12 protein-coding genes and 3 pseudogenes are annotated in these 14,011 nt (G+C 35.5%); 2 read left to right on the forward strand and 13 right to left on the reverse strand.

The annotated features are described in order from the left end of the window. Positions 1-40: 40 nt before the first annotated feature. The 5 genes from E4T88_RS18410 to E4T88_RS13960 form a co-directional block, all read right to left on the reverse strand. Positions 41-223: a putative quinol monooxygenase gene (locus E4T88_RS18410; protein WP_221411806.1), complete on the reverse strand. Its 183-nt coding sequence runs from the start codon at positions 221-223 to the stop codon at positions 41-43. A gap of 295 nt (positions 224-518) precedes the next feature. Beyond that, entirely contained in the window at positions 519-1,709 is a 1,191-nt protein-coding gene (locus E4T88_RS13945; RefSeq protein WP_135106467.1) for a site-specific integrase, read from the reverse strand. Between the two features lie 1,021 nt (positions 1,710-2,730). Then, complete coding sequence (locus tag E4T88_RS13950) at positions 2,731-3,018, reverse strand: helix-turn-helix domain-containing protein (RefSeq protein WP_135106468.1); 288 nt, start codon at positions 3,016-3,018, stop codon at positions 2,731-2,733. After that, a complete protein-coding gene (locus E4T88_RS13955) occupies positions 3,015-3,320 on the reverse strand; it encodes a helix-turn-helix domain-containing protein (RefSeq protein WP_167755465.1) in 306 nt (101 codons plus the stop codon). Before E4T88_RS13955 ends, E4T88_RS13950 begins: the two co-directional genes overlap by 4 nt. 56 nt (positions 3,321-3,376) lie before the next feature. Beyond that, positions 3,377-3,724, reverse strand: a complete 348-nt coding sequence (locus E4T88_RS13960; protein ID WP_167755466.1) for a helix-turn-helix domain-containing protein — start codon at positions 3,722-3,724, stop codon at positions 3,377-3,379. A gap of 186 nt (positions 3,725-3,910) precedes the next feature. Here E4T88_RS13960 and E4T88_RS18790 point away from each other — a divergent pair. After that, positions 3,911-4,006 (forward strand): annotated as a pseudogene (locus tag E4T88_RS18790) (helix-turn-helix transcriptional regulator); the annotation flags it as partial. 33 nt (positions 4,007-4,039) lie between these two features. Further along, complete coding sequence (locus E4T88_RS13965; protein WP_497707120.1) at positions 4,040-4,312, forward strand: hypothetical protein; 273 nt, start codon at positions 4,040-4,042, stop codon at positions 4,310-4,312. Positions 4,313-4,451: 139 nt separating this feature from the next. Here E4T88_RS13965 and E4T88_RS13970 read toward each other — a convergent pair. The 8 genes and pseudogenes from E4T88_RS13970 to E4T88_RS14005 all read right to left on the reverse strand — a co-directional run bounded on the left by E4T88_RS13970 (position 4,452) and on the right by E4T88_RS14005 (position 13,856). Next, positions 4,452-4,990: pseudogene (locus tag E4T88_RS13970) on the reverse strand (HEAT-like fold family protein). Positions 4,991-4,998: 8 nt separating this feature from the next. Next, complete coding sequence (locus tag E4T88_RS13975) at positions 4,999-6,054, reverse strand: winged helix DNA-binding domain-containing protein (protein WP_135106472.1); 1,056 nt, start codon at positions 6,052-6,054, stop codon at positions 4,999-5,001. Between the two features lie 61 nt (positions 6,055-6,115). Beyond that, on the reverse strand, positions 6,116-7,099 hold the full coding sequence (locus E4T88_RS13980) for a virulence RhuM family protein/type II toxin-antitoxin system death-on-curing family toxin (protein ID WP_135106474.1): 984 nt from the start codon (positions 7,097-7,099) through the stop codon (positions 6,116-6,118). A gap of 6 nt (positions 7,100-7,105) precedes the next feature. After that, positions 7,106-8,211, reverse strand: a pseudogene (locus E4T88_RS13985) (site-specific integrase). 4 nt (positions 8,212-8,215) lie between these two features. Continuing rightward, positions 8,216-9,139 (reverse strand): helix-turn-helix domain-containing protein, encoded by a 924-nt coding sequence (locus E4T88_RS13990; RefSeq protein ID WP_135106476.1) that lies wholly within the window; start codon positions 9,137-9,139, stop codon positions 8,216-8,218. A 270-nt stretch (positions 9,140-9,409) separates the two neighbouring features. Further along, positions 9,410-10,801, reverse strand: coding sequence for a tRNA uridine-5-carboxymethylaminomethyl(34) synthesis GTPase MnmE (gene mnmE / locus E4T88_RS13995; RefSeq protein ID WP_135106478.1), 1,392 nt, complete (start codon positions 10,799-10,801; stop codon positions 9,410-9,412). A 260-nt stretch (positions 10,802-11,061) separates the two neighbouring features. Further along, on the reverse strand, positions 11,062-11,838 hold the full coding sequence (locus E4T88_RS14000) for a carboxypeptidase-like regulatory domain-containing protein (RefSeq protein ID WP_135106480.1): 777 nt from the start codon (positions 11,836-11,838) through the stop codon (positions 11,062-11,064). A 122-nt stretch (positions 11,839-11,960) separates the two neighbouring features. Beyond that, positions 11,961-13,856, reverse strand: a complete 1,896-nt coding sequence (locus E4T88_RS14005) for an amidophosphoribosyltransferase (protein WP_135106482.1) — start codon at positions 13,854-13,856, stop codon at positions 11,961-11,963. Between the last annotated feature and the right edge of the window lie 155 nt (positions 13,857-14,011).

Genomic DNA, 14,011 nt, shown 5'->3' on the forward strand with positions numbered 1-14,011 from the left:
TAAGATGTATTTCATCTGTTTATGTTAAAACTTATTGTACTTATTGAAAAATTTCCATAATTGTAAATTCACACTCTTTGGATTGATGTTTATTAATTAGGGGTACAAGCCTTCTGAAATGTTCTGTCTGGCAATGTCTGTCCAATGCCTCATGATCCGGCCATTCTTCTATGAAGATAAAGTGAGTTTTATCATCCTGATCTATATAAAGATTATATTCAATTCAATACAATCCTTTTCCAATTTAGTCTTAGCAATTAATTCTGTATAAAGAGGTTTTACAATATCTAAATATTCTTCCTTTATAAAATCCTCGGCTATAACTTTTATCATTGTCTGAACTACTATTTACAAATTCTAATTTTTTCCTACAAATATACAGCATGAGGCAGGCAAATGAGTAAATATATTCTTTGCTTTTATGTATAATAAAGTTGTTAGCTTTTTAGAAACAAAAAATCTTCAAGGGGGCCAGTTTGGATTGGCGAGATAGGGTCATTTTTAACTGTTTTCTTCATTTATCCCCTCATTTTTTTCATTTCCAATTCTATTTTCTGATTTGTAACATTTGCATAAATCATTGTAGTTCTGATGTTCGTGTGCCCAAGGATTTTACTTACAGACTCCAACGATACGCCTTTGTTCAGTGCCAGCGTGGCAAATGTGTGTCTTGAGCAATGAAAGCCGATGTTCTTCCGGATACCGCAGATATTTGTTATTTCTTTCAGGTATTCATTGACCCTCTGGTTACTCGATATTGAGAATATAGACTTGTCAGATGAATCCATATTGAAGTTCGGATGATATTTTTCTAATATTTTCAAAGGAACGTCTAATAATGGTATTTGTGATATGTTATGTGTTTTTTGTCTGGTGACTACAAGCCAATATTGCTTATTCCGACACTCAATATCCGATATTCTTAAGTTACAAACGTCCCTGTAAGATATGCCTGTCCAGCAACAAAATACGAAAATATCCTTCACTCTATTTAATCGCTCTGTCATAAAGGTCTTCCCGGCAATTAGGTCTACCTCATCTTCAGTAAGATAAACAGGATATTTCTTCTCTATATGGAATCGGAATAGTCCAAATGGGTTGATCTTTAATAATCCGATCTTTTCTGCAAAGTTTAAAATCGCTGCGAATCGTTTCATATATTTGATAGACGTATTATTACTACAGTTATGCTCCTCCCTCAGATAAGTATAAAAACATTCAAGAAATACCAAATCAATATCCTGAATCAGTATATCTTTTCTCTTGTATTTCTTAAGTAAAAACTCGTTGATACGCCTGTGCGTAAGTTTATAACAATCAGCAGTGACAGCCGATATATTTCTACCATTTTTAGAACGGAAGATCTTAATTTGTTCCTTAAACTGATAACTAAGCAGCATTTCATTATCATTTCCTAAATAGGCCTGTTTAAGTCTGGCTGGGGATACGGACTGATGTCTAGATAACAGGTTAAAGTAAAAGTCTTTTATCTTAGCTCTTATTTCTTGTAAGAGTTCATTGATATACAGAAAAGGCTCATGAATCGCTCTATTCTCTTTTTGAGACCAGGCTATTGGATCAATTTCTAATTTACTGCTAAACTCAATTTGCTTTCCGTTGATTGTGATACGGATCATGATAGTTGCTAGTCCATTGTCTTTTAATTGATTTTTTCTTATAAAAAACAAGGTTCTGAATGTCTCTTTCATTGTGAAGTTGTGTTATAGTAATTTACAAATAATAATCGTTCCTCCGGATAGTGTATTTTTAGGAATGATTTAACATCTTATTATAGGAATATTATAGAAACCTGGAGATAGTTGCACAGATAGAGCCATATCTAAGGTTTGCATATTCTTGTATACAATTTAAACAAAAAGTCAAACTTTTATAAAACAAACAGCTGTAAATAATGGAATTATATGTTGTAGTCTTTAAACTTTTACGAGTATCAATAATGAATATTGCTCTTTCGGAGTAGTATTTAGAAATAGGTTTCTATTTCTTGCACAGGGTGTATAGTCCCAGGCAGAACTAGGACTTTCAGTCCCTAAAAATGCCTACTTATCCCTATTTTAGGGCATTTCAAAATGTGTTAAATCGATGGCCTTTTTTTCTTATACTGAATAATATTGAAATCTTATGACTTTTAAGAGGAGCAAGGTATATTTTTACAACTAAAAAAATGCTGATATAGCTGATAGAAAAAAGTTTGATGCCTAGATGTAAAGTCAATGAATATAAGTTAAATATTAAAAAAAAACTATGAAGACAAATGAGGGAGGAGACTTTGTCTCAACTTTATAATCTCTTTTGGATATTAATATCATGGACATTATTGTCCTATTTTAAGGTTCATTCAAAAGATGAATCTATCTTTTCGATGGGTGGTATCCGGGATGTTTAGAAAAATCCCGAGACAAAAAACTGTTGTATTCATTTTTTTTAATAGCAGCTACCACAAATAGACTGACCATTGGATAACATAATGATGACAGGTTATCGCATAGGGCGCCTTTAATGAGGCTAGATAGAATGATGTTTATGCTGTCAGGAAAGATTTTGGAGAGAGAATTAAAATAGATGAGAAGTCAAGTTTGTTTTAAGAAAAAATATCCTGCTACTGGAACTTAGCAGGATATTTTATTATCGATTATAAACCATATACCGGAATCATACGAGAGCTAGATTGAGTATATTAATATTCACTTTCAATTGAGTCCAAGATTATTATCTTTTGGGAGAATAAGATGCATCTAAAATTTCCTGAATTTCAGATTCTTTATATAAGGTCTTACCGCCAAAGTTAATATAAGACAATATCCCGTTTTTACGATAATCTGATAATGTGCGCCGATTCACTCTCAAATATTTTGACAATTCTTCATCGGTCATATAGCGATCACCATTCAATCCGAGTTTACAATCTTTAGAAAGAGTCCTGAGTTGATCCATTATGCGATCGATAGAGTTGAAAAAGTATGAAACTCTGGCATCGTTTTCGGTTATTTTTTTCATCGTTTATTATATTTATTCTTTACTTTAACTACTGTTTTTAGAAATACTTCTATATCACTTTTTAGATAAAAATTCTTTCTTCCAACTTGTGAGAATCCAATTTTACCTGCATCCCGATACTTTTGTAATGCTTTAGGGCCAATGCATAAAATGGAACAAACTTGTTGTGTGTCTAGCCATATCAATAAATCGGCTGGAGTATGCCTTAAACATAATATTCCAACATACTTTTCGAGGTGATTTATGCGATCCAGCATTTTATTAAAAACGTTTTTCTCTAGCATAATAAATTCTTTGTCCATATAGTTTTGATTTAAGTGATGAGACATAAATGCGAAATTAATATACAATTAATCAGTCATTTTTTTCGACGTCTGCTATACATATCTTTTTCGATTTCGACCCTGATTTCTTCGGCTGTTTTTCTTCTTCCTTTTGCAATCCATTCTATCAGTTCTTCTTCGAAAAAGAATAGCTTTTTGCCACGCTTATAACTTGGCAATAGACCTTTTCGGACTAATGCATAAACTGTCGGTTTGGCTTTTTGAATAATACAACAAGCCTCGTCAATTCCAATAGGAATCTTTCCTCTTGGTGAATCTAATCTTTTCCGATCTTCGATCATAGATTTTATTTCTGATACCGATTTGATTAGATAGGATAGTGCCTCTGGCAGTTTCTCAAAAGTAATTTCCGTACACATCATAATACAATCTGCTTGAATTAATGGTTAAAAAAAGGCGTTGCAACGTCCATGATTATAATTACAAGTGTAAAAATGAAAAGGATAAAAAGAAGAAAGGTTAACCTGTCGTAGTTTGTCGTTATTTGTCGTCGTGTCAGGACACATGTGTAAGCCTTGATTGTAGAATACATCCATTAAATCTTTCAGATATTCAAATACCGATCCTTAAAAGCCCGGTCAGCAAATACATTTTTATTCTATCCTTACTTATTAAAAGAATATCGCAACCGCTGGTTTGTATTTGGTCGCCGAAAAGGAAATATTATCAATCTGGCTTTGGATAGGATACATAATATAGAGATCGCAGAAAAAGAAAGGTTTGTTGAAAATAATTTATTCGATCCCCAGACCTTTTTTGGCGATTTGGTTGGCGTCACTAAAAATACAGGAATGAAAGCTGAAGTTGTCCGTTTTTTGGTAAATGAAGAAAATGCGCCCTATGTTCAGACCAAGCCTTTTCATAAAAGTCAAAAGTTGATCGAGACACAGGAAGACGGTTCTATGGTATTTGAAGTAAAGGTAGTTATCAATCAGGAGCTACAACGCTAATTCTTTGGATATGCAGATACTAAAAAATACTATCTCCACAATCTTTAGTTGACTTTATGGGATGGAAGTTTAGACTGGCTAAATATTTATATATAGATTAGGAGAATTTGTATGATTCTTCTAAAATCTTTATGATGTTTTACCCTTTAGCTCTTTGCATACTTTTCCCTTTCTGCATCGCTTTAAGAATATTCTTTCGGACACTGCATATTGCCGGACATAATTTCCCGTCCATCATCTCTAGAGTAGTTTTCAATTCCTGCGTTAATTCAGGAATAGTACGGCAGAGCTCGAAGCTATTTTCATACAGAGTGACTGCACTCCGGGTAATTCCTTAACTGAGAGTATTCGCTCCAGACAGAAATCCAGAAAATCAACCCTCGGAGGGTCTGCCAAAGGCTGTTTATAAAGCAAATTCAGGATAACCCTTCGTTTACCTCCATGCTCACATGTCATCACCTCGTCAATAAGCTCATCTTGCTTTCCCTGCAGCCATTTATTGTCCTCTGAAGAGACGTGTGTAAATATCCAAGCAGCATGGTATCCTATTTTTTTATCTTCTCCAATAACTAAATCATATAATTCTTGTTTTCGTTTGTCACTTTGCTGAGTTAAACGAAGTATTTCATGGATATCATCCATACCAATCCGCTCCGATAGTTTAGCTTTAAAATTCATTGCTATTCTTATTTCTTAATATAATCTTGGAACTTCTTCCCTTCTAAGGCAAGCAACTCTTTGTCTATTTTGAGCTTATTATCCCAAAAAGAAATATCAAAGTCAATCCCTTTCGCTTTCTTAATCTTTTTCCAATTACCTATACCATGCCCATTATACAGTATAATTGATTGAAATATTCCATAGTTATTAAAAGCTTTCGGATGGTGCTCTAAATCTAGCACATTTGTCCTATCCTTGTAACTGATAATATACTCATCATAAGCAGGCAGGAAATGAAGTATATCTGTATCCAAAGAAGCACACTCTTTATAGCCTTTATGAATATATAATTCGGTAGAACCGAAATGATCTTTTACCAATTCATTGTCTATTAGACCAAAGGCATGTCTGCAATCTTTGATTGTCAACCCCGACCACCAGACAAAATCCTGTAAGCTTGCAGGGGAATGACTCTGCATATACCTTTGGGCTAACATAGCCAGTGCTTCATCCTTATGTATGTCTTTGCTCTGAGGAACTCTTTCGTCCAGTAGAGCGTAGGTTTGCTTATTCCCCTTCAATGAGCCGCTGCATATAATACCATCAGCTTCTGCGAACATAGTAAAGAGGTATATGTGTCTATCGGTAGCCCCCAATCCTTCTTGCTCGAATATTTTTGTAATTTCTTCCTTAGTCTGATGGTTATTGTCCCTCAGTGTCCTTTCTAACAGTTTATAACATTTTGTAAGTTCTTGTTCATCAACCTTCAAATCTTTTACATATTTCCATGCACCTTTAATTCGCTCTCCTGTCAATTTCAGGAGCCACTTGATATCCTCTGCAGAAACAAAATGCCAGGTTGGGCGCATAATATGGGTTCTAAGAAAATCTCCTCGATTGAAAGCGTCTTCGATATCTTGTTCTGTACATTGTTTCGATCGGATAGCGATAGCCCATTTTGCCATAGTGAAATCCTGAGCTTGCATTGCTCCCATCCATGACACCACTTCTTTTGGGGTATCAAATAGCTGTTCTAATAGCTGTTGGCTCTGTAGACGTATGTTTTTTATAGTAATGTTCATATGTGGGATGTTGGTTTAAATTTATTTTGTTATCTGATTTTCAGTTTTGTTGTTACCCCTATCAATTATTCTGGTTTATCAGATTCACAATAACTTTTACCATAATATCTTTTTCTTCCGTCCGACTTTCCGCAATCATCAAAGTAAGTGCAACAAGTGTATTGTTTTCAATAAGTCTTGTGCTGTCACTTTTGTATAGAATACCATTTTTCTCCAAGAACCAAAGGAATAGGAATGCTGCAATTCGCTTATTTCCATCACTAAATGAATGATTTTTAGTTACTAAGTATAGTAACATCGCTGCTTTTTCTTCTATACTGGGATATAATTCTTCTCCTCCAAATGTTTGATAAATAGTACTAATTGAGCTTTTGAAAGACTGGTCTTTCTCATTTCCGAACAAACCGCCACTTCCAAACTTATCTCTCAATACATAAATAGCTTCCATTGCATTGTCATAATTCGTTTTAAAAGCTTCATCGACCGTCGTTTTCTCAATCTCAAGTTTTTGATAATCGTATCTATCTAAGGTATCTAAGGCATAGGTATAGTCTGTTATTACACGCAATAACCCGGTCGCTTCATCAGCAGACAAAGCTTTAGAAGCAATTACATTAGAAAGAAGCTTGACTGTTTTCTTCAAGTTTTCCAATTGCTCATTCTTGGCATTTTGATTTATAGCATAGCCTTTGATAAGATATTCTTTCAGAATATTATTCGCCCAAATACGAAACTGAGTACCTCGCTGTGATTTTACACGATAACCAACTGATATTATTACATCAAGATTGTAATACTCTATTTGTCTAAGAACTTCACGACCGTTCTCATTTTGAACTGTTGCATTTTTTGCAACAGTTGCTTTTTCTTCCAGCTCCTGTTCTCTATAGATATTGCGTATATGTCTTGATATTACAGATTTATCTCGTTCAAACAGTGTTGATATTTGATTTAGTGATAACCATACAGTCTCATCCTCTAATTGCACATCTAACTGGGTATTACCATCAGGTGTTTGATATATTATAACTTCCCCTTTATTCATTGTATTTTATTTTAAGCTTATTTTATTCGCCGATTCTCGTTTCTTCGAACTAACCAAATCTGCATATATCTGTGTTGTAGAGACATTTTTATGAGTAAGCATCTTACTCACAGTGTAAATATCTGTGCCTAAAGCGATTTGCAAGGTAGCAAAAGTATGCCGAAAGCAATGGAATGTAATGTGTTTTGTTATTCCGGCGCTAGCAACCCATGCTTTTAAAGGTTGTTGAGTCATGCTCCGTTGTAGACCTTTAAATACTTTCCCTTTTCCTCGTTTACCGCATAAATCCAAAGCCTCGTCGCTTATTGGCAAGGTTGTTTCTGTTTCAGTCTTTTCTGTTCGTAATCGCATGCAATAGCCTCCATCCGAAGCCGGCTCTATTTCTTTCCAATCGAGTTTTAATATATCACTGATTCGCAATCCGGTCATGCAAGAGAACAAAGAAGCAGTTTTCAATATCGGGTAATCATCGCATGGGGTGTTGGCTAGCAACTTGACTTCATCTAGAGTAAGATATTCTTTCTTTACGTCAGTTGTTTCTATTGAATCTAGAAAGTCATTCAAATTCTCTCTAAAAAACTTCTCTTTATACGCGACCTTCAATAAAGCTCTGAAAGTAGAGAAATATCCGGATGCTGAATTCTGTGATATCCAATAGTTCTGTTTTTCAATTGCCTTGCATCCTGTAGATAATCTCTAAACCGATTGCATATATCTACTGTTACTTCTCCGAAAGTACATTTGCCTTTGACGAAGTTAGAAAAATGTAGATACACTTTCATCCATTCCTGATCTTTCTTTTCCGCCTTAGTTTTGAAGTAGATAAGGAAGTCCGCTTTTGCTTTATTCTTATCCAGAAAACCAAATTCTTCATTGATGATAGCCTGCACCCTTATACTTCTGATAGCTTCGGCTTTCATTAACATTTCGTTATTGAATTCTTTCTCAAATTCATTTTTAGGCCTTGCATAAATGTAAATACCCAAATACTCACGCCGTGTCATCTTCATGGAATAGGGATCTCGAATTGCGGGATAGTAGTCTAAATAGAGGCTTATCCTTCCTCTTGTTACATCTCGTTGTCTGAGATGAACTCTTGTCAGTGTTGCCATATTATTATGTTATTTGAGGGTTAAACAATTTGTCAAGTTCGGGCTTCGATATCTTAATGTATCGACCATCCTTCACTTTGGGAATGTTGTGATACTTTATATAGTGGTATAGTGCATCACGAGTCAGGTTGTATTTTTCCATAGCCTCTTCTACAGAATAATATTCAGGCTCCTTGGGCTTTTCATATCCCTTTGCTACATTAAAATCATGTTTGGAGTATAAAACCATTCGCCCATCTTTCTTCTTGGGTATTTGATTCTCTGAGACGAAGCTGTATATTGCATTGAGAGTCAACCCATATTTTTCCATAATATCTGCAACTGTGTACCATTCTCTAATATCCTGATAATCATTGATCCCTTTCTTTTCAAAATATTTATCAATGTGCTTCTTGCTAAAATAGGATTTTCCTCGAATCAGAGTTTTGGGAATATCATTCTCCCTGGCTACTTTGAACAACCACGATTCTCTAATATTGAATTTTTCTTTAATTTCAGCTACTGTATAAAATTCGGTGAGAGGTTTTGCTTCGACACTCGGTCTGGCCTTTGATTCATATTTTTGGGCATTGTCAAACATCGCGTCGATATCCGAACGGCGGATAAAAGTTTTACCATCCATCCGAATCCCTTTTAATTGTCCGCGATGTAGATATCGATAAACAGTGGTCCTCTCAATACTTAATAGAAAAGCTGTTTCTACCACTGACAGAAACTCTTTATCCTGAATTTCTTCGAAGCGTTCACTGATCCGTTCTATCTCCTGCATAACGGCATAGTTAAGACCTACGACCTTTCTCTTCTTCTTATCTTCTTTATAAGCCCTCGAGTTACATTGATGAGAACAATAACGGGTCGTCGTTCTCTGTGCTACGAATCTTTTTCCGCAGTACTCACATTTTTTTATAATCTCTAATTTATTGCTCATAATTCTATCCTTTAACTTCGCTAAAAATCTGTTGCCTTGTGTTGCTCTTTGTGTCACATCGTTGCTATATGTTGCAAATATGTATAATCTATGTCATCAATCCAAACGAGAATGCAATTTTTCTGATGATCGGTACAAAAACGACATAAATACCATCAAAACAACTATAATTATTGATTAGCAAAGATAGAATAGAGAAAAAGAAAAGCCACCATAAAATGATGACTTTGTGATGATTGATAATTATTTTCTATTAATATTAATTAGTTATCATTTGCCGATACAAAACTTACTAAAAATATTACCCAATATCTCATCTGTAGAAATTTGACCTGTAATTTCACCCAGATAATACATACATTCACGAATATCCTGCGACAGAAAATCTCCCGATATTTTTAGGTCTAACCCTTCCGAAACACGTTTTATAGCAACCAATGCATTTTGGAGAGCCTCATAGTGACGAACATTTGTAACAATAATATCTTGCTCACTAATTTCAGGGATATTTGCCGTTTTTACTAATAAGTCTTCCAACTGATTAGTTCCTTGCTCATATTTAGCCGAGATGAAAACCCGTTCAGGAATTTTATCCAATAGAAGCTTTTCTTTTTCTGCTTTTCTTTCTGCTGAAATAATATCAACCTTATTGAATATAAGAATCAACTTCCTATCACCAACTACAGGCAGTATTTTTTGAGACAACTCCTCAATATGCTCATTTATGGTTTCGCAATCGGCTACCCACAAAACAATATTCGCCTGTTCTATCTTCTTAAATGTACGTTCAATGCCAAGGCTTTCTATCTCGTCATGAGTATCCCGTATTCCGGCAGTATCAATGAGTCTGAAAGTCAGTCCTTGTATATTAATCGTATCCTCAATAACATCTCTCGTTGTACCATGAATATCGGATACAATTGCTTTTTCTTCATGCAAAAGGAGGTTGAGTAAGGTAGACTTCCCGGCATTTGTTTCGCCTATAATTGCAACCTGAATACCGGATTTAACTGCGTTTCCTATGCTAAAAGAATCGGCCAGCTTTTTTATATGTGATTCTATCTGGTGTGCTGCTTCTTTGAGGTGGTCTCTATTTGCAAATTCAACATCTTCTTCGGAAAAGTCTAATTCGAGCTCTATCAAAGAAGTAAAATTCAACAGTTCAGTACGAAGCTCAATCAGTTTATTACTAAAACCTCCACGCATCTGATTCATTGCCAAGCGATGTGTAGCGGCTGAAGATGATGCGATTAAGTCTGCCACCGATTCAGCCTGAGACAAATCCATCTTTCCATTTAAGAAAGCGCGTTGGGTAAACTCCCCCGGTTGAGCCAAAGACGCTCCTTTTGATATAAGAAGCTGTAATATATTTTGTTGAATATAAATAGAACCATGACAGGATATCTCTATTATATCTTCACCGGTAAACGAATGCGGATTTCGGAATACACTCACCAGTACGTCATCTAAAACAACGTTCTCTTTGATGATAGATCCGAAATGAACTGTATATGCTTTTGCTTCTGCAAGTTTTTTCGCCTTAAAGGATTTAAAAACAGCGTCAACTAATTCTATACATCCATTTCCCGACAGACGTATAATGGCTATCCCTCCTATACCTGCAGGTGTAGATATAGCTGCTATTATATTGTTTTCTTTCATAATCAATTCTTAATACGAATCAGCAATATGTTAAGTCCTAAAAAGTGACAAAGGTGACAAAAGTGACATGTTTTTACATTCTTTTTACTGTCACCTTTCTGCTTGCAATGCTCGGTATTCAGTATCACCTTAAATAGATAAAATTATACAGATCAAATAACTATTGCAAATTAATAAAACAAAGATATTAAATTGTTGGTTGGTTCTGAAATTATCCGACTTTCAAGAACATAATAAATTGATTATGAAATATAGCTTCCTCAGTTTTTCGGGGTTTCCTCGTAATTCTTTACTTCATAGAAATATATATTCTCACCCATCTCATTATGCTCCAGGTTTTCTCCCACTACTCTTATTATCCGATATGGTTTTTCGGATTTTTCTTTGGGTAACTCTGTCTGGATAATATAAGCACCCATGCTGGGATTATCTTTCCCTACATATTCCTGCACACGCTGTACAGAGTTGACTGCAACCTCCTTATCATCAATAAATACCTTCACTCTGAAAAATTCAGTTTTAACTGATACATCCATTTCTTTTTCTGCCTTAGCTTTATTTAGCTGCAATTCTTTGGAGTATGTAAGTACTTTTCCCACACTCATAGGTCGTGTGTATATAAAGAGGCCATTATATCCTCCCTCGACTTTGAATGCGTTTGTGCCATAAAGCTCCAGACGGTGATAACGTGGATTTATCGTCAGATCTCGATCTGCTATTACATTCCATGCCCAAAACTCAAGACGTTTGTCGTCGTCCGCCACTGCATCTCTTCGAGGATACTCTTTGGGGCGAAGTGCATAAAAAGACTTGTATTTCCCTTTCTTTACATTCTCCAGAGAGTAATAACCGTCTTTATCTGAATACGTTTGATAAGCAGGCGAAAAATCCGAATAATCAAGGCCTATCCAGCAACTGTCGATAGGATTTCCGTCGAAATCTGTAACCCGTCCTGATATTGTTACAAATTCTTGAGAATAAATGTTGTTGATACCTACTACGAATAAAATTAACAGAAATAGCCGAGTCCTTTTCATATTATATATTTAATGGTTTACATCTTTTATAATAAGACTATTCTAAGAGGGACATGGTTACATGAAAAGTGAATAAAAAAAAGAGCTGATATAAAATCAGCTCTCTTATATATTTATTACCCTTAATAAGAGCGGTTGTTTTTTCCTTCTATATAATTCAAGAAAGCGGTGTTTACCATTCTGTTTCCACCCGGAGTCGGATAATTTCCTGAAAAATACCAGTCTCCCTTGTGATTAGGTGTCGCTTTATGAAGGTTTTCAATGCTTTGGAAAACAATTTCTATTTCGGCCTTTGTTCCTTTTGGTGTTAGCATTTCAGCCATCTTTTTCGAAATATCTTCGTCCGTAAAAGGAGCATAAATTTCTTTCACATAGTTTACTATTTCCTCTTTTGGCTTATCCTTCTGAGCCAAAGATTTACGATACACTTCATCTATCACCGATTGCATTCCTCTTTCTTTCAGCAATTCGATGGCAGCCCTGAATGCAGCAAATTCATTCATTCTCGACATATCGATACCATAACAGTCAGGATAACGTATCTGAGGAGAAGAAGATACGATAACGATTTTCTTCGGATGAATCCGATCGAGTATCTTTATTATACTTTGTTTCAGTGTAGTACCTCTCACTATACTATCATCGATAACAACCAGATTATCTTCATATGGCTTTACCGAATCATAAGTAACATCATATACGTGTGCAGCCAAATCGTCGCGGCTCTTATCTTGTGCAATAAAGGTTCTTAGCTTTATATCTTTTATCACAACTTTTTCGGTACGAACCCGCATAGATAGAATTTTTTGCAATTCCTCTTCGGTGATAGATGCCCCTTTTTCTTTTATCTTTCTAAGCTTAACATCATTCATATGTTTATTGAATGCGTCGGTCATCCCGAAGAAAGCAACTTCTGCTGTATTGGGAATAAAAGAAAATACCGTATGTTGAATATCTGAATCTATGGCTTTCAGAATTTGAGGCAAAAGAAGTTTCCCCAATTTTTTGCGTTCGTTATATATGTCAGAATCTGATCCACGCGAAAAGTAAATGCGTTCGAATGAGCACGGAGAAACATTTCTAGGCTCTTGTATCTGAGAAAACATAACTGTACCATCTTTCTTTACGATGATGGCCTGTCCCGGGTTTAACTCTTTTATATCGGCAACATCAAGTCCTAGAGCTGTCTGGATAACAGGTCTTTCTGATGCAACAATAACAATTTCGTCGTCATTGTAATAGAAAGCCGGACGAATACCCGAAGGATCTCTGTAAACAAATCCATCGCCACATCCGATAAGCCCTCCTATAGTATAACCTCCATCCCATTTCTCACTTGCCTTGTTGAGCATAAAATGGATATCAAGATTTTTCTCTATCAGTGTGTTCAGCTCCTCTCCTTTTGCACCGGTACTCTTGTTGTGTTTATCAAACTGATATTGAACTTCTCTGTCTAGATAATGACCAACCGATTCGAGAAGTACAAATGTATCTGTATAGTCGCGAGGATGTTGACCTTGTGCCAACAACTCCGCAAACAATTCATCTACATTTGTCATATTGAAATTGCCGGCTAAAGCCAAGTTTCTTGACCGCCAGTTGTTACGACGCATAAATGGATGGACGTATGAGATTCCGCTTTTTCCGGTAGTGCTATAACGCAAATGCCCTAAAAACAGTTCTCCGGCAAAGGGGAGATATTTACTGGCATACTCAGCATCATTGAGTTTATCTTCCGATATTTTTTCATAGTTCTGATAAACGTTTGTGAAAATCTCTGAGATGGCACTTGATCCCACAGCTCTTTCTCTGAATATAAATTCATTACCGGGAGGTGACTCTAACTTTACAACAGCCAAGCCTGCGCCCTCTTGACCTCGATTGTGTTGTTTTTCCATTAGCAGATAGAGTTTATTCAACCCATATTGCCATGTACCATATTTTTGTTGGTAATATTCGAGCGGTTTTAATAAGCGTATCATGACGATACCGCATTCATGCTTTAATGGCTCTGTCATAAAAAGATCTCCTTTGTTGGAATTGTGAGAATAATTTTTTTTGAGGCTACAAAGATAGCACGATTTTTCCTCTCGTCCTAGAAATATATTTATTTTAAACCTTCGAGGTTTTTATCTAAAATTTTTACTTTGTTCTACCTTCTCAATCTAACTCT

This window comes from Dysgonomonas mossii (genome assembly GCF_004569505.1).
Classification (GTDB): domain Bacteria; phylum Bacteroidota; class Bacteroidia; order Bacteroidales; family Dysgonomonadaceae; genus Dysgonomonas.

What these genes read in the sequence shown, in the direction of transcription:
- mnmE (WP_135106478.1), bottom strand. Translation starts at nt 10,801, where the DNA reads ATGAAAGAAAACAATATAATAGCAGCTATATCTACACCTGCAGGTATA.
- E4T88_RS13990 (WP_135106476.1), bottom strand. Translation starts at nt 9,139, where the DNA reads ATGAGCAATAAATTAGAGATTATAAAAAAATGTGAGTACTGCGGAAAA.
- E4T88_RS14005 (WP_135106482.1), bottom strand. Translation starts at nt 13,856, where the DNA reads ATGACAGAGCCATTAAAGCATGAATGCGGTATCGTCATGATACGCTTA.
- E4T88_RS13960 (WP_167755466.1), bottom strand. Translation starts at nt 3,724, where the DNA reads ATGATGTGTACGGAAATTACTTTTGAGAAACTGCCAGAGGCACTATCC.
- E4T88_RS13945 (WP_135106467.1), bottom strand. Translation starts at nt 1,709, where the DNA reads ATGAAAGAGACATTCAGAACCTTGTTTTTTATAAGAAAAAATCAATTA.
- E4T88_RS13975 (WP_135106472.1), bottom strand. Translation starts at nt 6,054, where the DNA reads ATGAACATTACTATAAAAAACATACGTCTACAGAGCCAACAGCTATTA.
- E4T88_RS14000 (WP_135106480.1), bottom strand. Translation starts at nt 11,838, where the DNA reads ATGAAAAGGACTCGGCTATTTCTGTTAATTTTATTCGTAGTAGGTATC.
- E4T88_RS13955 (WP_167755465.1), bottom strand. Translation starts at nt 3,320, where the DNA reads ATGGACAAAGAATTTATTATGCTAGAGAAAAACGTTTTTAATAAAATG.
- E4T88_RS13980 (WP_135106474.1), bottom strand. Translation starts at nt 7,099, where the DNA reads ATGAATAAAGGGGAAGTTATAATATATCAAACACCTGATGGTAATACC.
- E4T88_RS13950 (WP_135106468.1), bottom strand. Translation starts at nt 3,018, where the DNA reads ATGAAAAAAATAACCGAAAACGATGCCAGAGTTTCATACTTTTTCAAC.